General features: G+C 67.5%; 20 protein-coding genes. 8 read left to right on the top strand and 12 right to left on the bottom strand.

Going from position 1 to position 21,548, the window contains the following annotated elements; translation table 11 throughout:
- Positions 1–19 precede the first annotated feature (19 nt).
- The 5 genes from folK to RS901_RS02715 form a co-directional block, all read right to left on the bottom strand.
- Complete coding sequence (folK, locus tag RS901_RS02735) at positions 20–559, bottom strand: 2-amino-4-hydroxy-6-hydroxymethyldihydropteridine diphosphokinase (protein ID WP_316151412.1); 540 nt, start codon at positions 557–559, stop codon at positions 20–22.
- Positions 560–2,101, bottom strand: coding sequence for a polynucleotide adenylyltransferase PcnB (gene pcnB / locus RS901_RS02730; protein WP_316151411.1), 1,542 nt, complete (start codon positions 2,099–2,101; stop codon positions 560–562).
- 1 nt (position 2,102) lies between these two features.
- Positions 2,103–2,777, bottom strand: a complete 675-nt coding sequence (locus RS901_RS02725) for an HAD family hydrolase (protein WP_316151410.1) — start codon at positions 2,775–2,777, stop codon at positions 2,103–2,105.
- Between the two features lie 89 nt (positions 2,778–2,866).
- Positions 2,867–3,574, bottom strand: coding sequence for a DnaA regulatory inactivator Hda (gene hda, locus RS901_RS02720; RefSeq protein WP_013957908.1), 708 nt, complete (start codon positions 3,572–3,574; stop codon positions 2,867–2,869).
- A 44-nt stretch (positions 3,575–3,618) separates the two neighbouring features.
- Positions 3,619–4,689, bottom strand: a complete 1,071-nt coding sequence (locus RS901_RS02715) for an AI-2E family transporter (RefSeq protein ID WP_316151409.1) — start codon at positions 4,687–4,689, stop codon at positions 3,619–3,621.
- Between the two features lie 195 nt (positions 4,690–4,884).
- On the opposite strand from RS901_RS02715, the gene purM reads away from it, so the two are divergent.
- From purM to RS901_RS02690, 5 genes are all read left to right on the top strand, one after another.
- Positions 4,885–5,937 (top strand): phosphoribosylformylglycinamidine cyclo-ligase, encoded by a 1,053-nt coding sequence (gene purM / locus RS901_RS02710; protein WP_316151408.1) that lies wholly within the window; start codon positions 4,885–4,887, stop codon positions 5,935–5,937.
- Between the two features lie 403 nt (positions 5,938–6,340).
- Positions 6,341–7,672 (top strand): MFS transporter, encoded by a 1,332-nt coding sequence (locus RS901_RS02705; protein ID WP_316151407.1) that lies wholly within the window; start codon positions 6,341–6,343, stop codon positions 7,670–7,672.
- Positions 7,673–7,706: 34 nt separating this feature from the next.
- On the top strand, positions 7,707–9,143 hold the full coding sequence (gene hydA / locus RS901_RS02700; RefSeq protein ID WP_316151406.1) for a dihydropyrimidinase: 1,437 nt from the start codon (positions 7,707–7,709) through the stop codon (positions 9,141–9,143).
- 37 nt (positions 9,144–9,180) lie between these two features.
- Positions 9,181–10,575, top strand: a complete 1,395-nt coding sequence (locus tag RS901_RS02695; RefSeq protein WP_316151405.1) for an amidase — start codon at positions 9,181–9,183, stop codon at positions 10,573–10,575.
- A gap of 5 nt (positions 10,576–10,580) precedes the next feature.
- The gene (locus RS901_RS02690; RefSeq protein ID WP_035817284.1) at positions 10,581–11,324 is read left to right on the top strand and encodes an aspartate/glutamate racemase family protein; all 744 of its coding nucleotides are present in this window, start codon (positions 10,581–10,583) and stop codon (positions 11,322–11,324) included.
- Positions 11,325–11,352: 28 nt separating this feature from the next.
- On the opposite strand, the gene RS901_RS02685 is transcribed toward RS901_RS02690, so the two are convergent.
- From RS901_RS02685 to mutL, 4 genes are all read right to left on the bottom strand, one after another.
- Positions 11,353–12,090, bottom strand: a complete 738-nt coding sequence (locus RS901_RS02685) for a GntR family transcriptional regulator (protein WP_316151404.1) — start codon at positions 12,088–12,090, stop codon at positions 11,353–11,355.
- A 64-nt stretch (positions 12,091–12,154) separates the two neighbouring features.
- Positions 12,155–12,688: a GNAT family N-acetyltransferase gene (locus RS901_RS02680; RefSeq protein ID WP_316151403.1), complete on the bottom strand. Its 534-nt coding sequence runs from the start codon at positions 12,686–12,688 to the stop codon at positions 12,155–12,157.
- 81 nt (positions 12,689–12,769) lie between these two features.
- Positions 12,770–13,738 carry a tRNA (adenosine(37)-N6)-dimethylallyltransferase MiaA gene (gene miaA, locus RS901_RS02675; protein ID WP_316151402.1) on the bottom strand — a complete coding sequence of 323 codons (969 nt, stop codon included), beginning with the start codon at positions 13,736–13,738 and terminating at the stop codon, positions 12,770–12,772.
- 34 nt (positions 13,739–13,772) lie between these two features.
- Complete coding sequence (gene mutL / locus RS901_RS02670; protein WP_316151400.1) at positions 13,773–15,767, bottom strand: DNA mismatch repair endonuclease MutL; 1,995 nt, start codon at positions 15,765–15,767, stop codon at positions 13,773–13,775.
- Between the two features lie 180 nt (positions 15,768–15,947).
- Between mutL and RS901_RS02665 the strand changes: the two genes are divergently transcribed.
- Complete coding sequence (locus RS901_RS02665; RefSeq protein ID WP_316153354.1) at positions 15,948–16,586, top strand: VTT domain-containing protein; 639 nt, start codon at positions 15,948–15,950, stop codon at positions 16,584–16,586.
- 50 nt (positions 16,587–16,636) lie between these two features.
- Here RS901_RS02665 and RS901_RS02660 read toward each other — a convergent pair whose 3' ends face one another.
- Both RS901_RS02660 and murJ read right to left on the bottom strand, forming a co-directional pair.
- The gene (locus RS901_RS02660; protein ID WP_013957897.1) at positions 16,637–17,485 is read right to left on the bottom strand and encodes a SirB1 family protein; all 849 of its coding nucleotides are present in this window, start codon (positions 17,483–17,485) and stop codon (positions 16,637–16,639) included.
- Between the two features lie 96 nt (positions 17,486–17,581).
- The gene (gene murJ / locus RS901_RS02655) at positions 17,582–19,132 is read right to left on the bottom strand and encodes a murein biosynthesis integral membrane protein MurJ (RefSeq protein WP_316151397.1); all 1,551 of its coding nucleotides are present in this window, start codon (positions 19,130–19,132) and stop codon (positions 17,582–17,584) included.
- Positions 19,133–19,459: 327 nt separating this feature from the next.
- Between murJ and rpsT the strand changes: the two genes are divergently transcribed.
- Positions 19,460–19,726 carry a 30S ribosomal protein S20 gene (gene rpsT / locus RS901_RS02650; protein WP_010815010.1) on the top strand — a complete coding sequence of 89 codons (267 nt, stop codon included), beginning with the start codon at positions 19,460–19,462 and terminating at the stop codon, positions 19,724–19,726.
- Positions 19,727–19,840: 114 nt separating this feature from the next.
- Here the strand turns inward: rpsT and RS901_RS02645 are convergent, their stop codons facing one another.
- On the bottom strand, positions 19,841–20,140 hold the full coding sequence (locus tag RS901_RS02645) for a DUF3579 domain-containing protein (RefSeq protein ID WP_012353767.1): 300 nt from the start codon (positions 20,138–20,140) through the stop codon (positions 19,841–19,843).
- Positions 20,141–20,581: 441 nt separating this feature from the next.
- On the opposite strand from RS901_RS02645, the gene argF reads away from it, so the two are divergent.
- Positions 20,582–21,505, top strand: a complete 924-nt coding sequence (gene argF / locus RS901_RS02640; RefSeq protein ID WP_035821233.1) for an ornithine carbamoyltransferase — start codon at positions 20,582–20,584, stop codon at positions 21,503–21,505.
- Positions 21,506–21,548: the final 43 nt, after the last annotated feature.

Here is a 21,548-nt window from a genome sequence, read left to right as displayed (position 1 = left end):
CGGGCGCCGCCGGGCGGGGTCAGCCAGGGGTGCCGCCATCGCCGGTCCCGCCAGCGGCGGCCTGCGTGCGCAGGCACTTACAGGTGGACACCTTCTCGATGCGCTGCGCGCCCACGCCGGCCAGGTAGTCGGCGGCGCGTCCGCGCCCGGGGATGGCCAGCGCGGCGTCCAGCTCCAGCAGCGGCACCAGCGTGAAGGCGCGCTCGGTCAGGCGCGGGTGCGGCACCGTCAGGTGCTCGTGGTCGTGCTGCTCGTCGCCGAACAGCAGCAGGTCCAGGTCCAGCGTGCGCGGCGCGTTGCGGAACGGCCGCTCGCGGCCGAACTGGTCTTCGATGTGGTGGCAGATGCGCAAGAGCTGCGCCGCGGTGAACGAGGTCTGCACCTTGACCACCGCGTTGTAGTAGTCGTCGCCGCCGGCATCGACCGGGGCGGTGCGGTAGAGCGATGAGCGCGCCAGCACCGTGATGCCGACCTGCTGGGCCAGACACACGATGGCGTCCTTGATGGCCTGGCGGGCATCGCCAAGATTGGCCCCGATGCCGATGAAGGCAAGCGTCATTTAGGTTTCCTCCGGCTGGCCGGGGCCGGCATGTGCTGCCTCGCCCGCGTCCGTGTCGCTCCGGGAAGACACTTTATCCGATTTCCGCGGACCGCGCCGGCGGCGCTTCTTGCGTGCCGGGCCTTCGCCCTCGGCGCCCTGGCCACCTTGACCGCTCTGGCCGCCTTGACCACCCGGGCCGCGCGCGCCGCGTACCGCGTCGATCAGGTCCTCGCGCTCGCCCGGGTCGGCGTCCTGGAAGTCCTGCCACCAGGTGGCCAGTTCCTCGGGCAGCTCGCCCGACTGGCAGCGCAGGTGCAGGAAGTCGAAGCCGGCACGGAAGCGCGGCGACTCCAGCAGCCGGAACGGCATGCGGCCCACGCGCTTTTCAAAGCGCGGCTGCATGCCCCAGATATCGCGCATGTCGGTGACAAAGCGGCGCTGGATCGCCAGCTGACCGGTCTGCTTTTCCAGCACCATGTCCATGGCGGTGTTCAGCGCGGCGATGGCGTGCTCGCCTTCCTCGCGCAGCTTGGTCCAGCGCTGCAGCACGTGGTGCCACAGCAGCGCGGCGAACAGGAAGCCCGGCGAGACCGGCTTGCCGGCCTGCACGCGGCGGTCGGTGTTGTCCAGCGCCAGCTGCACGAAGCGCTGGCCCATGGGCTGCTCCAGCGCCACGTCCAGCAGCGGCAGCAGGCCCTGGTGCAGGCCCGCCTTGCGCAACTCCTGCAGCGAGGCCCAGGCGTGGCCGGACATCAGCAGCTTGAGCATCTCGTCGAACAGGCGCGCGCTGGGCACGTTGTGGATCAGCGACGCCAGGCCGGTGATCGGGTGGCGCGTGGCCTCGTCGATGTCGAAGCCGGTCTTGGCGGCGAAGCGCACCACGCGCAGCATCCGGATCGGGTCTTCGCGGTAGCGCGTGACCGGGTCGCCGATCATGCGCAGCGTGCGCGCGCGGATGTCTTCCATGCCGTGATGGTAATCATGCACGGTCTGCGCGGCCGGGTCGTAGTACATCGCGTTGATGGTGAAGTCGCGGCGTTCCGCGTCTTCGGCCTGCGAGCCCCACACGTTGTCGCGCAGCACCCGGCCCGAGGCATCGATCGCATGGGTCTTGCTGTCGAGCTCGGCGCGCTTCAGGCGGCGGCCTTCGGGCAGGGTCTCGCTGGCGATGGCGTCGACCAGCGCGCGGAAGGTCGAGACTTCGATGATTTCCTGCTCGCGCCCGCCGTAGAAGGTCACGTGCACGATCTGGAAGCGCCGCCCGATGATGCGCGAGCGCCGGAACAGCGCCTGCACCTGGTCGGGCGTGGCGTTGGTCGCGACGTCGAAATCCTTGGGCTTGATGCCGAGCAGCAGGTCGCGCACCGCGCCGCCCACGATGTAGGCCTGGTAGCCGGCCTGCTGCAGCGTGGAGGTGACCTTGACGGCATTGCGCGACAGCAGCGCGGGGTCGATCTGGTGTTCGTCGGCGCCGACAATGCGCGGCGTATGGGCATGGCCGGTGCGGCGCAGCTTGGGGCCGGGTTTGCCCAGCAGCCGGGTAATGAGCTTCTTGATCACGTCAGAACAGATCCATGATGCGCCAGCCTGCCGCGGCGGCGTGGTGGCGCAGGCGATCGTCCGGGTTGGTGGCGATCGGCTCGGAGACTTTTTCCAGCAAGGGCAGGTCGTTGGCCGAGTCGCTGTAGAAGGTGGTTTTCTCGAAATGGTCCCACTGCGCGCCCTGGCTCTTTAGCCAGGCCTCGACGCGTGTGATCTTGCCTTCGCGGAAGCTCGGCACGCCCTCGACTTCGCCGGTGTACTGGCTCTCGGGCTTGCCGTCGACGGTGGCCGGCTCGGTCGCGATCAGGTGCTTGATGCCGAAAGCTGTGGCGATCGGCGCGGTGACGAAGCTGTTGGTGGCGGTCACCACGGCGCACAGGTCGCCGGCTTCCAGGTGCTTGTAGACCAGCGCGCGCGCCTGCGGCGTGATCACGGGGTCGATCACCTCGTGCATGAAGCGCACCCGCAGGGCATCGAGCCGGTCGCGCGGGTTGGCCGCCAGCGGCGCCAGCGCAAAGCGCAGGAAGGCCTGGATATCGAGGGTGCCGGCCTTGTAGTGGCCGTAGAACTCGTCGTTCTTCTGCCGGTAGGTTTCCTCGTCGACGACGCCCAGGCGGACCAGGAAGCGGCCCCATTCATGGTCGCTGTCGGTCGGGATCAGGGTGTGGTCGAGATCAAAGAGTGCCAGATTCATGGGCGGCGATTTTACCTTAAGGCGAGAGGTCGGGCGGGCAGGCAGGCGCCGTGGCCGCGTTGGGTGCGGTTTGGGCGCCGATGCCGGCGCTAATCCCGGAATTCAGCAAACATTTCACGCAGCAGCGGCAGCGTCACCGGCCGCTTGCGTTCCAGCGAGTAGGTGTCGAGCGCGTCGAGCAGCGCCATCAGGCTTGGCATGTCGCGGTAATGCCGCGTCACCAGCCAGTGCGTGATCTCCGGCGACAGCTGCAGGCCGCGCTCGCGTGCTGCATGCAACACAGCGGCCTTCTTGTCGTCGTCCGACAGCGGGGCGACCTGGTACACCAGGCCCCAGCCCAGGCGCGTGCGCAGGTCTTCGCGCACCGGCATCGCGCGCGGGGCCAGGCCGCCGGCCACCACCAGCGCGGTGCGCACGTGGGCGCGCACCTCGTTGTAGAGCGAGAACACCGCGATCTGGCGCGCTTCATCCAGCAACTCGACGTCATCGACGGTGTAGAGCTGGCACCAGGGATCGAACAGGAAGTCCGACAGCGGGTGGTGCGGGCTCAGGTAGCGGCTGCGGATGCCGTGCTGCGGCCCGGCCTCGCATACCGCGTGCAGCAGGTGGGTACGGCCGCAGCCGACCTCGCCCCACAGGTAGACCAGCCGGTCGCTGGCGTGCTCCTGGGCGAGCGCGGCGGGCAGCTCGCGCAGGCGCTGCACCGCCTCGCGGTTGGATGCCACCACGAAATTCTCGAAGGTCGAAGGCGGCGGGCTGCCCAGCTCGAGCGACAGTTGCTTGGGACGCGGGGACATGACGTATGGCTAACTTGCAGGTGTGGGCAGCAGTGGGGCAGCCGTTATTTTCGGTACAGGTCGCTGGCCAGGTAAACCCGCCGCAGCTGCCGCGCGCCGACCAGCAGCACGGCACAGGTCGGCAGCGCCAGCAGCACCCCGAAGAAGCCGAACAGCTGGCCGAAGGCGAGCAGCGCGAAGATCACCACCAGCGGGTGCAGGCCGATGCGTTCGCCCACCAGGCGCGGGGTCAGGTAAAAGCTCTCGATAAACTGGCCGAAGCCGTAGACCACCGCCACCGCGGCCAGCCCGTACCAGTTGCCGAACTGCAGCAGCGCGGCCAGGACCGCCATGACCAGCCCGACACCAAAGCCAATATACGGGATAAACACCGCCAGCCCCGTGAAGACCCCGACCGGCACGCCGATATCGAAGCCGGCGATGGTCAGGCCGATCGAGTAGATCGCCGCCAGGATCACCATCACCAGGATCTGGCCGCGCAGGTATTGCGACAGCAGCGCGTCGGTCTCGTTGGTCAGTTCGCGCACCTTGGGCACCCAGCGGCGCGGCACCACGCCCTCGATGCGGCGCATCACCATGTGCCAGTCCATCATCAGGTAAAACATGACGATGGGCACGATAAAGGCGATGCCGGCCACCGTGATCAGCGCCGAACCCGACATCTTGACGTAGTTCAGCAACACCACCAGCAGGTCTTCCGGGCTGGCCGAGAAGCGGTCCGACAGCATGTTGCGCAGGCCGGGGAAGTCAAAGCGCACGCGTACGCCGAACTCGGCCAGCCGGGGCGAAACCACCGAATTGAGCTTCTTCAGCAGGATCGGCAACTGCTCGCGCACCTGCGGGATCTCGCGCTGCAGGACTGCGATCAGCAGCAGCATCAGCATCACGCAGATCACCGTCAGCAACAGGATCATCAGCGTCACGCCGACCGCGCGCGGCACGCGGCGGCGCTGCAGCCAGTCCACGCCCGGGTTCAGGATATAGGCGAAGATGAACGCGAACAGGAACGGCGTCAGCACCGGCGCCAGCGCGATGATGGCGGCGAACAGCGCGACGGCCACGACGATCCAGAGCAGGATGCGCTTGGCCTCTTGGTTCAACAGCGGGGCATTCATCAAATAGTTGGGGGGAACGGGCGACAGCGCCGTTTGCGGCGGAATCTCGCCGGAAACTGGAAGCGGGGGGCCTCTATCCGTTAAAATTGCAATTCTACTGGACTCGCGTCCGCCTTCCGATGCCAAGCAACGGAAGCCGCGGTGACCCGAGCGCCGAATTCCTCACTTTATTTCCTCCAGGACAAGCAGGTTCCCATGAGCGCATCCCCGACCGCCGGCCAGGCAGGCCTTTCCTACCGCGACGCCGGTGTTGATATCGATGCCGGCGACGCACTGGTCGACCGCATCAAGCCGTTTGCCAAGCGCACCATGCGCGAGGGCGTGATGGCGGGCATCGGCGGGTTCGGTGCGCTGTTCGAACTGTCGAAGAAGTTCCAGGAGCCGGTGCTGGTATCGGGCACCGACGGCGTGGGCACCAAGCTCAAGCTCGCCTTCCAGCTCAACCGCCATGACACCGTCGGCCAGGACCTGGTCGCCATGAGCGTCAACGACATCCTGGTGCAGGGTGCCGAGCCGCTGTTCTTCCTCGACTACTTCGCCTGCGGCAAGCTGGACGTGGACACCGCCGCCACCGTGATCCAGGGCATCGCCCGCGGTTGCGAACTGGCCGGCTGCGCCCTGATCGGCGGCGAAACCGCCGAAATGCCGAGCATGTACCCGGACGGCGAATACGACCTGGCCGGCTTTGCCGTCGGCGCGGTCGAAAAGAAGAAGATCATCGACGGCAGCACCATCACCCCGGGCGACGTGGTGCTGGGCCTGGCTTCGTCGGGCGCGCACTCCAACGGTTACTCGCTGGTGCGCAAGATCATTGAAGTGGCCAAGCCGGACCTGAACGCCGACTTCCACGGCCAGCGCCTGCAGGACGCCATCATGGCGCCGACGCGGATCTATGTGAAGCCGCTGCTGTCGCTGATCGAAACCCTGCCGGTCAAGGGCATGGCCCATATCACCGGCGGCGGCCTGACCGAGAATGTGCCGCGCGTGCTGGCGCAGGACGTCACCGCCGTGCTCAAGCGCGATGCCTGGACGTTGCCGCCGCTGTTCCAGTGGCTGCAGGCGCAGGGCCGCGTGGCCGACGACGAAATGCACCGCGTGTTCAACTGCGGCATCGGCATGGTGGTGATTGTGGCCAAGGAAGACGCTGAGCGCGCTATTCGTCACCTGCAGGCCGCTGGTGAGGCCGTGTGGGAGATCGGCGAGATCCGCGAACGCGCCGAGGGCGAGGCACAAACCATCGTGGTCTGAGCCAGACAGTTCCTCCGAAAAAAAGCGCATGCCTCGGGCATGCGTTTTTTTTCGTCCTCCGTCCGGTGTTCAGGGTTTACCCGAGATCATCGGACTAACGCAGTTTGGATAACGCATCAACCTCTACTCTCATTCCTGCGCAGGCGGGAATCCTGCGTCTTTAAAGTCACTGGGTTCCCACCTGCGCGGGAACGATGTGATTTAGTGCATCGCACCAAAACCCAGCATGCATCCGCACAAAATCTGACAAACAAAATTCGACTTGATTGTATGGCGGTTTATATCCTAATGTACTGAGCAAAGACGCCGCACATGCATGCCGCGTCGGAGACAACGCCCGAATGCGACGCCGGGGACCACCACCGCGCGCCAGGGCAGGCCAGGGACCATTGGAGGATCCACCATGCAAGCAGTCGGCATCGACGCAGCAGCCAAGCACGGCTCGTCGCCCCAGAAGCAATCCGTCGCGCGTGTCGCCGGGGCCAGCCTGGCCGGCACCACGCTTGAGTTCTACGACCACTTCATCTACGGATCGGCCGCCGCGCTGGTCTTCCCCAAGCTGTTCTTCCCGCAGAGCGATCCGCTGACCGCGACGCTGCTGTCCTTTGCCAGCTACGGCGTGGCCTTCGTGGCGCGGCCGCTGGGCGCGGCGATCTTCGGCCACTTCGGCGACAAGATGGGCCGCAAGTCGATCCTCATCATCACCCTGCTGATGATGGGCCTGGCCACCTTCGGCATCGGCCTGTTGCCGACCTATGCCGCCGCCGGTGCGCTGGCGCCGGCGCTGCTGGTGCTGCTGCGCGTGGTGCAGGGCCTGGCCCTGGGCGGCGAGTGGGGCGGGGCCGCGATCATGGTCAACGAGCTGGATCCTGAAGGTAAGCGGCGCGGCATCCTCGGCAGCCTGGTGCAGCTGGCGGCGCCAATCGGCCTGCTGCTGGCCAATGGCGTATTCGCGCTGGTGACCTGGCAGGTGTCGGAAGAAGCGTTCCTGAGCTGGGGCTGGCGCGTGCCGTTCCTGCTGTCGGCGCTGCTGGTCGGCGTCGGCCTCTACATCCGCTCCAACGTGCGTGAATCCGGCATGTTCGAGAAGCTCGAGGAATCGCATGCCGAAGCGCGCGCGCCGATCATGGAAGTGCTGCGCAACTACAAGAAGCAGCTGCTGATCGCCTTTGGCGCGCGGCTGGGCGGCGACATCGCCTTCTATGTGTTCACCCTGTTCCTGCTGTACTTCGTGCCGACCAAGCTGGGCCTGCCCAAGAGCATCGCGCTCAATGCCGTGCTGCTCGGTGCGCTGGCGCAGATCCTGTTCATCCCGATCGCCGGCATGCTGGCGGACCGCATCGGGCGCCGCCCGGTGCTGATGATCGGCGGCATCGGCGGCGCGGTGTGGGCCTTTGCCTTCTTCGCGATGATCAAGACCGGCAGCCCGGCGCTGATCATGCTGGGCTCGTTCGTCGGCATGGTGCTGGTGTCGTTCATGTTCTCGCCGCTGGCCTCGTTCCTGCCCGAGCTGTTCGCCACCCGGGTGCGCGTGACCGGTGCCTCGCTCGGCTTCCAGTTTGCCGGCGTGTTCGGCGGCGCGCTGGCCCCGCTGATCGCGGTGGGCCTGCTCGACCGCTTCGGCAGCACCACGCCGGTGGCCCTCTACCTGGCGGCGGTGTGCGCGCTGATCGCAGTGGCCGCTGCCGCCGCGCGCGAAACCGCACACATGCACCTGTCCGACGCGGACCACTGAGCGCCGCCGTCCCAACCTTTTCGTGAGCAGTATCGTGAAACAGTTCGACCTGATCATCCGCAACGGCACCGTGGTGACCGCCAGCGACACCATGCAGTGCGATATCGGCATCGCCGGCGGCCGCATCGTGCAGCTTGGCCTTGACCTGGGCGAGGCGGCGCAGACCATCGACGCCAGCGGCAAGCTGGTGCTGCCGGGCGGCGTCGATGCGCACTGCCACCTGGACCAGCCCATGCCGGATGGCCTGAAGATGGCCGATGGCTTCCGCACCGGCTCGGTCTCGGCGGCGTGCGGCGGCACCACCACGGTGATTCCGTTTGCCGCGCAGGAGAAGGGCCATTCGCTGCGCGCGGCGGTCACCGACTACCATCAGCGCGCCGGCGGCCAGGCTGTGGTCGACTACGCCTTCCACCTGATCGTGTCCGATCCGACTGAGGCGGTGCTGAACGACGAGCTGCCTGGCCTGATCCGTGAGGGCTATTCGTCGTTCAAGATCTACATGACCTACGATGACCTCAAGCTGAACGACCGCGAGATCCTTGAGGTGCTGTCGGTGGCGCGCCAGGAGGGCGGGCTGGTGATGGTGCACGCCGAGAACTCGGACTGCATCGCCTGGCTGACCGAGAAGCTGGGAGCGGCGGGCAACACCGCGCCGAAGTTCCACGCGCTGGCCCGGCCGATGGCGATCGAGCGCGAGGCCACGCACCGCGCCATCACGTTCTCCGAGCTGGTCGACGTGCCGATCCTGATCGTCCATGTATCGGGCAAGGAAGCGGTGGAGCAGATCCGCTGGGCGCGCAACCGCGGCATGAAAATCTTTGCCGAGACCTGCCCGCAGTACCTGTTCCTGACCGCCGACGACCTCGACCAGCCTGGCTATCACGGCGCCAAGTGCGTGTGCAGCCCGCCGCCGCGCGACCGCGGCAACCAGGAAGTGATCTGGGACGGCCTGGCCGACGGCCTCTTCACCATCTTCTCGTCCGACCATGCACCGTTCCGCTACGAAGACGCGCAGGGCAAGAAGCCTGGCGGCAAGGAAGTCCCGTTCCAGTACATCCCCAACGGCATCCCCGGGCTGGAAACGCGGCTGCCGCTGCTGTTCTCGGCTGGTGTGGTGGGCGGCCGCATCTCGGTCAACCAGTTCGTCGCGCTGACCTCGACCAACCCCGCCAAGCTCTACGGCCTGCATCCGCGCAAGGGCACCATCGCCATCGGCGCCGATGCCGACCTGGCGATCTGGGATCCGCAGCGTGAAGTGACGATCCAGAACACCGACCTGCACCATGCGGTCGACTACACCCCGTACGAAGGCGTGCGCGTGACCGGCTGGCCGGTGACCACGCTGGTGCGCGGCAAGGTGGTGGCGCATGAGGGTGAGGTGCTGGCCGAGGCCGGCCACGGCCAGTTCCTGGCGTGCGGCCTGCCGGAGATGGCCAGGCCGCGCTATCGTACCTCGGGCGGCAGCCTGTGATGGCAGCCTTGCCGATGCCTTGACTGAAACGACTGACATGGAACTGACCAACCGCCTGGACGCCACCACTATCGCGGCCCGCGTCGCCGCCGGCCGCCTCGATCCCGCCGAGGTGGTCGCCGCCTTCCAGGCCCGCATCGCGGCGCGCAATGACCAACTCAACGCCGTGTTCGAGCAGCGCCAGGAGCTGGTCGATGCCGACCTGGCGCAGCTGCGCGCGCGCCTGGCGCAGGGCGAGCGCCCGCTGCTGGCGGGCGTGCCGGTGATCGTCAAGGACGTGATCTGGAGCCAGGGCCGCCGCGTCACGCAGGGTTCGCAGCTGTACCGCGACTTCATTGCGCCCGCCGACGCGATTGCGGTCGAGCGCCTGCGCCAGGCCGGCGCGATCGTGCTGGGCATGGGCAATACCTCGGAGTTTGCCTGCAAGGGACTGACCACCAACAAGGTTTACGGGCTGACGCGCCATCCGCTTGATGCCACGCTGACCGCGGGCGGCTCGTCTGGCGGCTGCGCGGTGGCGGTGGCGGCCGGCATGGCGCCACTGGCACTGGGCACCGACGGCGGCGGCTCCAGCCGGCGCCCGCCCGCGCATGCAGGCGTGGTCGGTTTCAAGCCTTCCTACGGCGCGATTCCCGATTCGGTCGGCTTTCCCCATGCCTTCAACGGCATCCAGGTGATTGCGCCGATCACGCGCACAGTGGCCGATGCCGAGCTGATGTTCGAGGCGCTGGCCGGCGCCGATCCGCGCGATCCCGATACGCTGGGCTTCTCGCTTGGCGCCGCGCGCCCACTGCATACGCTGAAGATCGCGGTCAGCCCGCGCCTGGGCCTGGACACGCCGGTCGACGATGATGTCGCGCAGGCCTTCGAGCAGGCCGTGGCCCGGCTGCAGGCCGCGGGCCTGACCATCGAGCGTGCCGACCCGGCGTGGCCGAAGGGCGCCGACGAGGCCGCGCTGATGCCGCTGCAGCATGTCGGCCTGGCCAATCTCTACGGCGAGGCCTGGCGCCGCGACCCGGAGGTGTTCGATCCAGACGTGGCGCGCCAGATCGAGCGCGGGCTGGCCTGGAGCGGTGCCGACGTGGCCCGCGCGCGCGAAGCCAGCCACCAGATCGCGCTGGCCGTGGCCGGGTTCTTTACCCGCTATGACCTGCTGCTGTGCCCGACCACCCCGTGCGTGGCGTGGCGCAACGACCGGCTGGGGCCGGAGCGGATTGGCGGCGTGGCGGTGGAGCCGCGCGCCCATGCGGTGTTCACGCCCTTCTTCAACCATGCGCTGGCGCCGGCAATCTCGGTGCCCTGCGGCCACGGCCGCGACGGGCTGCCGGCGGGCCTGCAGATTGCCGGCCCGCGCGGTGCCGACCGCAGCGTGCTGGCCGCAGCCAGGCTTGCCGAAAGCGTGCTGGCGCCGCTGCTCAACCCTGCCGGATAACCGTCATGCGAATCCTTGTCCTGAATCCGAATACCAGCGAAGGCATCACCGCGCGGCTGATGGCGGCGGCCACGGAGGCCGCGGCCCCCGGCACCGAACTGGTGCCGCTGACCGCCAGCCGCGGCGTGCCCTATATCGCCACGCGCGCCGAGGCGCAGATCGGCGGCGCCATCGCGCTGGAGATGCTGGCCGAGCACCATGGCCAGTTCGACGCGGCCATCATCGCGGCCTTTGGCGACCCCGGCCTGATGGGCGCGCGCGAGCTGTTCGACCTACCGGTGGTGGGCATGGCCGAGGCGGCGATGCTGTCGGCCTGCATGCTGGGCCGGCGCTTTGCCATCGTGACCTTTGCGCGGGCGCTGGGGCCCTGGTATGAGGAGTGCGTGGACATGCATGGCCTGCGCAGCCGGCTGGCCGGCATCCGCATGCTGGACGGCAGCTTTGCCTCGGTGTCGGACGTGCAGGAAGAGAAGGAAGCCGTGCTGGTGGAACTGGCCAACCGCGCCGTGGTGGAGGATGAAGCCGATGTGGTGATCCTGGCTGGCGCGCCGCTGGCCGGCCTGGCCGCGCGCGTGCGCGACCGCATTCCGGTGCCGGTGGTCGACCAGATGGCCGCCGCCGTCAAGCAGGCCGAGGCGCTGGTCGCGCTGCAGCCGCGCAAGGCCACCGCGGGCACGTTCCGCCGCCCGGATGCCAAGCCCACACTGGGTTTGCCCGCGGCGCTGGCGGCGCGCATCGAGCACCGCTAAGCCGCTTCCCTTCCGATGACGCCGCGGCTCAGACCGCGGCGAACACCGCTTCCAGATCGACCTTTTCCTCGGCCGGCAGCTCCAGCCGCAGCGTGCTTTCGACGTGGCCGAGGTGCTCGGTCATCAGCCGCGCGGCGCGCTCGCCGTCGCCGGCTTCCAGGGCATCGACGATGTCGTCGTGTTCATGGTGCGGGCAGGACGGCACGCCCGGCGCGTCATAGAGCGCGATGATCAGGCAGGTCAGCGAGCACAGCTCGCGCATGTACTTGCCCAGGTACTGGTTGCCGGTCATTTCCGCCAGCTTGCAGTGGAACTCGCCCGACAGCCGGATGATGGCGCGGCGGTCGTTGCTGTCGCGCGCCTGTGCTTCCTGGCGCGTGGTCTCGCGCAGCGCGCGCACGCCCGGCGCGCCGATGGCGCCGGCCAGGTCGCGTACCAGCGCGGGTTCCAGCAGGTGGCGTGAATGCAGCACCTGGCGCGCTTCGGCCACGCTCGGGCTGGAGACGAAGGTGCCGCGGTTGGGATGCACCGTCAGCACGCCTTCATGCGCCAGCTTGGCGAAGGCCAGCCGCACCTTGGTGCGGCTCACGCCGAACACGCCGCCCAGCTTTTCCTCGACCAGCTTGGTGCCCGGCGGCAGCCGGTGCTCCCAGATCGCGGTCAGGATGCGGTCAGCGATGGCCTCGACCGACGCGCCGCGCGCGCTGTCCGCGTCGGTCTCATTGATACCGTCGGTGGCGGGCTGGTCGGCTTTGGTTCGTGGCATGGCGGTTGGCGCTGGCGGTCCGGAAAAAAGACAGTTGGTGTCGCTATTGTATGGCGGCTCGCCATCAAGTGTATAACACCGGCGTCGGACCGGTTGCCGTCTTACCGCCTAGCTTGTCCAGCGCCTCGCCGGTCACGCGGCAGATGCGCCAGTCGGGCAGCACGTCGGCGCCCATGGCCTGGTAGAAGTCGATCGACGGCTGGTTCCAGTCCAGCACCGACCATTCGAAGCGGCCACAGCCGCGCTCGACCGCCAGCGCCGCGAGGTGCTTGAGCAGCGCCTTGCCCAGGCCGTGGCCGCGCCAGGTCGGATCGACATACAGGTCTTCCAGGTACAGGCCGGGCTTGGCCAGGAAGGTCGAGAAATTGTGGAAGAAGAGGGCAAAGCCGACGGCTTGCCGGCCGCCATCGGTGTCGACTTCGACCAGCACCGCTTCGGCATGCGGCGTGGCGCCGAACAGTGCATCCCGGATCTTCTGCGGCGTGGCTTCGACGATATGCGTCAGCTTTTCGTATTCGGCCAGCGCCAGGATCAGGTTGAACAGCGTCTCGCTGTCGGCGGCGGTGGCGGGGCGGAGCGTGAAGGCGGGCTTGGACATGCTGGGTCGGCTTTCCGGAAAACAGGGATTCGGAATTATCGCCTGTGCGTCACTTGCCGCACCAGCTTGCATGCAATCGGGTCAGTGCCCGAAGTCCGCCAGCTTGCGCACCTGGTCGACATACCGGGGCGCCAGGCAATCCACCACCAGCCGCTCCGGCGTGCTGCGCAGCCAGGTCAGCTGGCGCTTGCACAACTGGCGCGTGGCGGCGATTCCGCGCTCGCGCATGGTGGCAAAGTCTGCGTCCCCGTCCAGGTACTCCCATACCTGCCGGTAGCCGACGCAGCGGATCGACGGCAAGCCTGGATGCAGGTCGCCGCGCCTGCGCAGCCGCTCGACTTCCTCGATAAAGCCGTTGGCCAGCATCGCGTCATAACGCTGCGCGATACGCGCGTGCAGCGCCAGACGGTCCGATGGCTCCAGCGCAATCACGCGGAAGCGCTGGTCCGCCGCGCCGGAAAAGGTGCGGCCCTCGGCCTGGCGCGCCAGCAGCGCCGACATCGGCTGGCCGGACAGGCGATGGATCTCCAGCGCGCGCTGGATGCGCTGCGCGTCATTGGGCGCGAGCCGCGCCGCGGTGACCGAGTCGACCTCGGCCAGCATCGCATGCAGCGCCGGCCAGCCGCGCTCGGCTGCAAGCTGGTCCAGCTCCGCGCGCAGCGCGGCATCGGCCTGTGGCAGGTCATTGAGCCCCTGCGTCAGCGCCTTGTAATACAGCATGGTGCCGCCGACGATCAGCGGCACATGGCCGCGTGCGCGGATCTGTGCGATCAGCCGTTCGGCATCGGTGACGAACTGCGCCGCGGAGTAGCTGTCGGCCGGGTCGATGATGTCGATCAGGTGGTGCGGCGCGGCTGCAAGTTCTTCGCGCGTGGGCTTGGCGGTGCCGATATCCATCTCGCGGTACACCAGCGCCGAATCCAGGCTGATGATCTCCACCGGCGCGTCGGCCGCCAGCGCCAGCGCGGCGGCGGTCTTGCCCGAGGCGGTGGGGCCGACCAGGCAGACCACGGGCGGATGCGTGGCGGAATCGTGGGGTACGGCGGACATCGAAAGCCTTGGATGAATCGTGGGGGCGAGCGGCCTATTGCCCGCGCAGGAACAGCCGGTCCAGCTCGGTCACGGTCAGTTGCACCCAGGTGGGTCGGCCGTGGTTGCACTGGTCGGCGCGCTCAGTCTGCTCCATCTGGCGCAAGAGCGCGTTCATTTCCTCGAGCGTGAGCTTGCGGTTGGCGCGCACCGCGCTATGGCAGGCGAGGGTGGCCAGCAGTTCATTACGGCGCTCGGCCAGCACGCGCGAGCCGCCATAGGCATGCAGGTCGCGCAGCACGTCGCGCGCCAGCGCTTCGGCATCGGCCTGCTGCAGCAGCGCCGGCACCGCGCGCACCGCCAGCGTGGTGGGCGACACCGGGGCGATATCGAAGCCCAGCAGCGTCAGCGTCTCCTGGTGTTCTTCGGCCACGCCAATCTCGACCGGGCTGCCGGGCAGCGTGACCGGGATCAGCAGCGGCTGCACCGCCAGGTCGCGCGCGTCCAGGCCGGCCTTGATCTGCTCGTACAGGATGCGTTCGTGCGCGGCATGCATGTCCACCAGCACCAGCCCGCGCGCGTTCTGCGCCAGCACATAGATGCCATGCAGTTGGGCGATGGCGTAGCCGAGCGGGTGGTCGTCGGGGGCATCGGCAGGCTCGGCAAAGCCGGCGCGCGCGGCCGGCGGCAGCCGGTCCAGCAGGCCGGGCGGGTCGTCGGCGCGTGCCGCCTGGGCGTCCGCCAGCCAGGCTGGCGGTTGCGCCGGGGTGCCGGGCATGGCGCCATAGGGCCGCGCTGCCGGCGCGGCGGCATCGCGCACCATGCCCAGGTAGGCCTGGCGTGGCTGGGCGATGCCGAGTTCGGTCTGGCGTGCCGCGGAATAATTGATCCACTGGCCGCCGCCGCCACTGCCGCCGCCACTGCCGCCGCCATAGCCCGGCCGTGCGCCGCCCGCCGGTGTCGCGCCGCCAGGCGGCAGGGTGATCTCGCCGTCGGCGTCGGTATGCAGGCTGTCGCCGTTCCCGCCGGCCTGCCGCGCCAGGCAGCGCTGCACGGCGTGGTAGACGAACTGGTGCACGGCGCGCGATTCACGGAAGCGCACTTCGATCTTCGACGGGTGCACGTTGACGTCGACCATCTCCGGCGGCAGGTCCAGGCACAGCACGTAGGACGGGAAACGGTCGCCGTGCAGCACGTCCTGGTAGGCGCTGCGCACCGCGTGGTTGAGCAGCTTGTCGCGCACGAAGCGGCCGTTGACAAAGAAGTACTGCTGGTCCGGCCGCCCGCGCGAGGCGGTGGGCAGCCCGGCAAAGCCATACAGGTGCAGCGTATCGGCCTCTTCGTCCACTGGCAGGCGGGCGCGGGCAAAGTCATTGCTCAGCACCTGCGCGGTACGGGTGGCGACGTCGCCGGCATTCCAGTGCTCCAGCGGCTTGCCGTTGTGGTGGACCGAGATGGTCACGTCGGGCCGCGCCAGCGCCACGCGCCGCACCATCTCCAGGCAGTGCCCCAGCTCGGTTTGCTCCGATTTGAGGAACTTTCGGCGCGCTGGCGTGTTGAAGTAGAGATGCTGCACGTCGACGGTGGTGCCGACCCCGCCCGAGGCAGGCTGCACCGTGCCGGTATCGGCGCTGACCTGGGTGGCGTGGGCATCGGCCGCGGTGCGGCTGGTCAGGGCCAGTTGGGACACCGAGGCGATCGAGGCCAGGGCCTCGCCGCGGAAGCCCAGCGTCAGCACCGATTCCAGTTCGTCGAGCGACGCAATCTTGCTGGTGGCGTGGCGCATCAGCGCGACCGGCAACTCGGCCGCAGGGATGCCGCAGCCATTGTCCGTGATGACGATGCGCCGCACGCCGCCTTCTTCCAGCCGGATGCCGAGCTGCGTGGCGCCGGCGTCGAGCGCGTTTTCCAGCAACTCCTTGACCACCGAGGCCGGTCGTTCCACCACTTCGCCGGCGGCGATCTGGCTGATGAGCTGGTCCGGCAGCGGCCGGATCGGGCGCGGCTGTTGGGTGGTGCGCAGGGCGGTGCTGGAGGCGGAGGCAGGCATCCGGCGATTATACGTGGGCGCTCGCACCGAGTCGGACGCACAAAGGCGCCGCAGGTGACGGATTGGAGCGGCGGCTCTTGTATGATTCAGGCCAGGGCGGCCCGGGCCGCATCGGACCGAACGCGGTCAACCAAACCAACAACGGGGAACGACTTGGATCTCGCTTTGCAGCTCATCGACATGCTGGTGCATGTCGACAAATACCTCGGCACGGTCATCGACCAGTACGGCCACTGGGTCTATGCCATCCTGTTCCTGATCGTCTTTGCCGAGACCGGTCTGGTGGTCCTGCCGTTCCTGCCGGGCGACTCGCTGCTGTTTATCGCGGGCGCCTTCTGCGCAACCGGCGCCATGAACGAGTGGGCACTGATCGGCCTGCTGCTGGTGGCGGCGATCTCCGGCAATACCGTCAACTACCTGGTGGGCAGCTGGATTGGGCCCAAGGTGTTCGACCACCAGTGGCGCTTCCTGGACCAGGACGCGCTGCGCCGCACCCATGACTTCTATGAGCGGCACGGCGGCAAGACGCTGGTGATGGCGCGCTTCGTGCCGATCGTGCGCACCTTCGCCCCGTTCGTCGCGGGCGTGTCGCAGATGACCTTTGCGCGCTTCCAGATGTTCAACGTGGTCGGCGCCGTGGCCTGGGTGGTCGGCCTGGTCTTTGCCGGCTACTTCTTCGGCAACCTGCCATTCATCCGCCAGTACCTGAACCTGATCGTGCTGGCCGGCATCGGCGCGGCCGTGGTGCCGCTGGTGCTGGGCGGGCTGTGGAAGCTGGTGCGCGGTAATCGCCGCCGGCCTTCGCGCGTGGAGCGCTGAGCCAGTGACGCCGCGCAGCCTTCGCGCCCTTTTTTCGCTATGAAGGGTTCTTAGTTGAGGCTGCGGCTCATCATCCGCAGCGCGGGCATGCGCTCGCGGATCTGGCCGATATCGGCCGCATCGGGCCGGGCCAGGACATAGGCTTCCAGGTCGGCCAGCGCGGGGCGGAAGCACTCCAGGTTGGCATAGGCCAGGCCCCGGTCGCGCACTTCCTCGATCGAACCCGGCAGCAGGATCACCAGCCGGTTCTGCACCGCCAGCAGCCGCTGCCAGCGCGACTCCTGCAGGTAGATTGCCTTCAGGTTGCGCAGCATGCGCGCGACGATCTCGCGGTGGCTGGCCGCGCGCAGGAACAGGCCCAGCGGCACCTGGCTGGCATCGCTGATGCCTTCGCGCTCCAGGTACGGATCCAGCATTTCCTGCAGCTGTTCCTTCGACAGGGTCTCGCCGGTGAGCGGGTCCAGTATCACCTCGCCGGCCGGAATCGTCATGCGCAGCAGGAAATGATTGGGGAACGACACGCCCTTGAGCGGCAGGCCGATCTGCTGGCCCAGCTCCATGAACAGCACCGCAAGCGAGATCGGGATGCCGCGGCGCTGGCGCAGCACCACGTTCAGGTAGGAGTTGTCGGGGTCGTAGTAGTCGTTCGCGTTCGGGCCGAAACCGAGGTCGCGATAGAAGAAATGGTTCAGCAGGCGCAGCCGCTGGATCGCGGGCGTGCCTTCGGCGATCCGGCGTTTCAGGCGCAGCGCCAGCACGTCCAGCGCCGCAAGCTCGGCCTGCAGGTCAAGGTCGGGGTAGGCGTCCTGCGCGATGGACAGCGCGGTTTCGGTCAGCGGGATGCCGTTTTCGTCTGCCACGAGGCTGGCGAAATAATCCAGGACTTTGGTGGATGTCATGTCGGTTTCCCGGTGCAGCCGCCGGCACCGCGCGCAGCGTGGGTCACCATTCCCGGCTCATTAGGTGGCCCATGCAATGGCAGATTCGCTGGCCCATCAGCCGGCGCGGCGCCTGAAGGCAGAGTAGCGCAGTCCCATGAGCCACAGTGTACCGAAGTAGACCACCGCTGCAAGTACCAGGCACGAAGCCAGCAGCGCAATGCGCAGCAGCGGCGTCGCGCCCAGCCCGATCCAGTCGAAGTTGCGCGCGAACCAAAGCAGCATGCCGGACAGCAGCAGCACCGAGGCGCACAGCTGCGCCAGGAACAGCCACCAGCCCGGCGCCGGCCGGTACAGGCCGCGCCGGCGCAGGCCGAAGAACAGCAGCAGCGCGTTGATGGTGGCACCGGCACTGATCGACAGCGCCAGCCCGGCATGGGCGATCCACGGCACGAACGCATAGTTGCAGGCCTGCGTGATCACCAGCACCAGCAGCGCGATCTTCACCGGCGTGCGGATATCCTGGCGCGCATAGAAGCCAGGCGCCAGGATTTTGATCGAAATCAGCCCCATCAGGCCGACGCCGTACGAGACCAGCGCCTGGCGCGTCATCTCGACGGCGTGGGCGTCGAACTTGCCGTAGTTGAACAGGACGGCGGTCAGCGGCGCGCCGAACACGAACAGCCCAACCGCGCAGGGCACCGCCAGCAGGAAGGTCAGGCGCAGGCCCCAGTCGAGCAGGCTCGAGTACTCGGCATGGTCGCCCGAGGCGTTGGCCTTGGACAGGCTCGGCAGCAGGATCGTCCCCAACGCCACGCCCAGCAGCGCGGTCGGGAACTCCATCAGCCGGTCGGCATAGGTCAGGTACGAGACGCTGCCCGCGGCCAGCCGCGAGGCGATATTGGTATTGATGATCTGGCTGATCTGCGCCACCGACACGGCCAGCAGCGCCGGCCCCATCTGCCGCAGGATGCGGCGCACGCCGGGATCGGACCACGCCGCGCGCAGGTTGAAGGCGAGCCGCGGCATCACGCCCAGGCGCCGCAGCGCCGGCACCTGGATGGCCAGCTGCAGCACGCCGCCGACCAGCACGCCCCACGCCTGCGCGTAGATCGGCTGGGCCATGTGCGGGCCGACGAACAGGGCCGCGACGATGAGGCACAGGTTGAGCAGCACCGGCGTGAAGGCCGGCACCGCGAACTTGCGCCAGGTATTGAGGATGCCGGACGCCAGCGCCACCAGCGAGATCAGGCCGATATACGGGAACATCACCCGCGTCATGAACACGGCCGCGGTATAGGTCTCGCTTTGCCCGCGGAAGCCGGTGGCGACCGCGGTCATCACGAGCGGCGCCCCGATCACGCCAAGCAATGACACGCCCATCAGCACCCAGGTCATGACCGTGGCGACGGCGTCGATCAGGGCCTTGGTCGGCTCGTCGCCGCGCTTGGCGTGGTATTCGCCCAGGATCGGCACGAAGGCCTGCGAGAACGCGCCTTCGCCGAAAATGCGGCGCAGCAGGTTGGGAATGCGGAAGGCCACGTTGAACGCGTCGGTCATCTCCGACGCGCCGAAGGCGCGGGCGATCAGGATCTCGCGCACGAGGCCGGTGATGCGCGAGAGCATCGTCAGGCTGCTGATGGTGGCGAGCGCTTTGAGCAGGTTCAAGGTGCGGGTCGGTGCGGGACGGTGGATCGGTGCGGGCGCACCGCATGCCGGGGACGCCTCTGAGACGCGCTCCGGGCGATAAAGTTGCCGGCGCGCCACGTGCCCCGGCACAATGTGGCGCTTATTATACGGATCGGCCCGGCGCCCGCCCGGCCTGAGCTGGCAAAGTGTCCGCCGTGTTGCTTTGTGTGCCGGCATCTGTGTATAATTGCCGATTCACAAGGACAGTTGCGTTCCGGATTCGTGTGTCAGTGCATCCCGGGTCGCTCGATATGACTTAATTGTTGTGTCCCCCGCGGCACGCATCTGAATTCAGGATATTTTTACATGGCAAATTCCGCACAAGCTCGCAAGCGCGCCCGCCAGGCCGTTGCCCAGAACGCTCACAACTCCAGCCTGCGTTCGCGCCTGCGCACCGCCGTCAAGGCCGTCCGCAAGGCCATCGACGCTGGCGACAAGGCCGCTGCCGCCGAGATCTTCAAGAACTCGCAAGCCGTGATCGACAGCATTGCCGACAAGAAGATCGTGCACAAGAACAAGGCTGCGCGTCACAAGTCGCGACTGTCGGCCGCCATCAAGTCGATGGCTGCCTGATCGCTGCCCGGGCCGCCCCGGCGGTCCAGCAGAGGCGGGTGCCCAGGCATCCGCCAACAAAAAAAGCTCGTCATCCGACGAGCTTTTTTGCTTTCCGGCGCCAGGCCGGCACGCTTATTCCAGCGAACAGGCTTCAACCAGCTGCAGGTTGTTGTCGCGCGCGAAATTCAGCACGAAATCCAGCGCCTTGGGTTCAATGTCGCGCAGCCGCACGTCAACCACCACGCATTTGACATTGCCGGCGAAGATCGGCCGCACGTAAGGGGAGTAGGTCAGGCGCGGGTCGCCGCTGTCGCCCTCGGGGCGGAACTGCGCCATCACGCCGCACAGCCGCTCGGCCCAGTCGCTCGGGCGGAAGGTCTTGCCTTCCTTGGTAATGCCTTGGATAAAGTATTCGCGAACGTTGGGGTTCATGAGGCTGGACACTGCGGGTGAGGCGGATGACTCGACGGTAAACCCGCTGGACGGGCGCCCGTTTGACGCGGCCGGGGCGCGTTTGGTTCGCGCTGGTTCCAGCCGGAAGGCGGGGCGTCGGTGTCTTGCGGGGGCACTTTTGATGCCGGCGGCGGCGGGCAGCGGCATGGGTATGCCGGGCCCCGCGTGAATCAGCGAGTATTATATCTTATATAAGAGTTGCGCATAAGGGCGAAATCCTGTCGGGAACCTGTCAGCGGCACCGCGCCGGGGCAGGACGCAAGTCCGTGCCGGGTTGTCCCGGACTCGCCAAAGCAGAAATAATCCCTTATGATTCTTGCAGTTAAATTGCGTATGCGACGCGAAAGGCGGCTCCGCGGCGCGCTTGAGTCATGAACACTTCGTGACGGCGCGTCCCCACCGAGCCGCCTTCTTTGTTTTATGAGCTCAACCCCGATCAAGCATTACCTCCAGTTCAGCGACTTCACTCCCGACGAGTATGAGTACCTGCTGGATCGCGCGCGGATCCTGAAGGCCAAGTTCAAGAACTACGAGACCTGGCACCCGCTGCACGACCGCACGCTGGCCATGATCTTCGAGAAGAATTCCACGCGTACGCGCCTGTCATTCGAAGCCGGCATCCACCAGCTGGGCGGCCACGCGGTGTTCCTGAACACGCGCGACTCGCAGCTGGGCCGCGGCGAGCCGATCGAGGATGCGGCGCAGGTGATCTCGCGCATGGTCGACATCATCATGATCCGCACCTTCGGCCAGGACATCATCGAGCGCTTTGCCGCGCACTCGCGCGTGCCGGTGATCAACGGCCTGACCAACGAATACCACCCGTGCCAGGTGCTGGCCGACGTCTTCACCTACATCGAGCAGCGCGGCAGCATCCGCGGCAAGACGGTGGCGTGGATCGGCGATGCCAACAACATGGCCTACACCTGGATCCAGGCCGCCGAGCGTCTGGGCTTCACCTTCCATTTTTCGGCGCCGCCGGGCTACCAGCTTGATCCGGCCATGGTGCCGGCGTCGGCCGCCGGCCTGGTCAAGGTCTTCGACGATCCGCTCACGGCCTGCCAGGGCGCCAGCCTGGTCACCACCGATGTCTGGACCAGCATGGGCTTCGAGGCCGAGAATGACGCCCGCAAGCGCGCCTTCAAGGACTGGATGGTCACGACCCCGATGATGGACCGCGCCGAGCCCGACGCGCTCTTCATGCACTGCCTGCCTGCGCACCGCGGCGAGGAAGTCGAGGCCGCCGTGATCGACGGTCCCAAGAGCGTGGTCTGGGAAGAGGCCGAGAACCGCCTGCACGTGCAGAAGGCGCTGATGGAATACCTGCTCTGCGGCCGCTACTGAACCAGGGCGGCGCGGAGTGAACAGGGGAGGGGCCGCGATGGTC

The sequence above is a fragment of the Cupriavidus sp. BIC8F genome (assembly GCF_032465815.1).
Lineage (GTDB): Bacteria > Pseudomonadota > Gammaproteobacteria > Burkholderiales > Burkholderiaceae > Cupriavidus > Cupriavidus necator.
Note: the sequence above shows the minus strand (reverse complement) of the source record. Positions and strands in the feature narration are given on the sequence as shown.

Excerpts from the sequence above, each read along its gene's own strand:
- folK (WP_316151412.1), bottom strand. The coding sequence starts at position 559 with ATGACGCTTGCCTTCATCGGCATCGGGGCCAATCTTGGCGATGCCCGC.
- RS901_RS02725 (WP_316151410.1), bottom strand. The coding sequence starts at position 2,777 with ATGAATCTGGCACTCTTTGATCTCGACCACACCCTGATCCCGACCGAC.
- hda (WP_013957908.1), bottom strand. The coding sequence starts at position 3,574 with ATGTCCCCGCGTCCCAAGCAACTGTCGCTCGAGCTGGGCAGCCCGCCG.
- RS901_RS02715 (WP_316151409.1), bottom strand. The coding sequence starts at position 4,689 with ATGAATGCCCCGCTGTTGAACCAAGAGGCCAAGCGCATCCTGCTCTGG.
- purM (WP_316151408.1), top strand. The coding sequence starts at position 4,885 with ATGAGCGCATCCCCGACCGCCGGCCAGGCAGGCCTTTCCTACCGCGAC.
- RS901_RS02705 (WP_316151407.1), top strand. The coding sequence starts at position 6,341 with ATGCAAGCAGTCGGCATCGACGCAGCAGCCAAGCACGGCTCGTCGCCC.
- RS901_RS02695 (WP_316151405.1), top strand. The coding sequence starts at position 9,181 with ATGGAACTGACCAACCGCCTGGACGCCACCACTATCGCGGCCCGCGTC.
- RS901_RS02690 (WP_035817284.1), top strand. The coding sequence starts at position 10,581 with ATGCGAATCCTTGTCCTGAATCCGAATACCAGCGAAGGCATCACCGCG.
- RS901_RS02685 (WP_316151404.1), bottom strand. The coding sequence starts at position 12,090 with ATGCCACGAACCAAAGCCGACCAGCCCGCCACCGACGGTATCAATGAG.
- RS901_RS02680 (WP_316151403.1), bottom strand. The coding sequence starts at position 12,688 with ATGTCCAAGCCCGCCTTCACGCTCCGCCCCGCCACCGCCGCCGACAGC.
- miaA (WP_316151402.1), bottom strand. The coding sequence starts at position 13,738 with ATGTCCGCCGTACCCCACGATTCCGCCACGCATCCGCCCGTGGTCTGC.
- mutL (WP_316151400.1), bottom strand. The coding sequence starts at position 15,767 with ATGCCTGCCTCCGCCTCCAGCACCGCCCTGCGCACCACCCAACAGCCG.
- RS901_RS02665 (WP_316153354.1), top strand. The coding sequence starts at position 15,948 with ATGCTGGTGCATGTCGACAAATACCTCGGCACGGTCATCGACCAGTAC.
- RS901_RS02660 (WP_013957897.1), bottom strand. The coding sequence starts at position 17,485 with ATGACATCCACCAAAGTCCTGGATTATTTCGCCAGCCTCGTGGCAGAC.
- rpsT (WP_010815010.1), top strand. The coding sequence starts at position 19,460 with ATGGCAAATTCCGCACAAGCTCGCAAGCGCGCCCGCCAGGCCGTTGCC.
- RS901_RS02645 (WP_012353767.1), bottom strand. The coding sequence starts at position 20,140 with ATGAACCCCAACGTTCGCGAATACTTTATCCAAGGCATTACCAAGGAA.
- argF (WP_035821233.1), top strand. The coding sequence starts at position 20,582 with ATGAGCTCAACCCCGATCAAGCATTACCTCCAGTTCAGCGACTTCACT.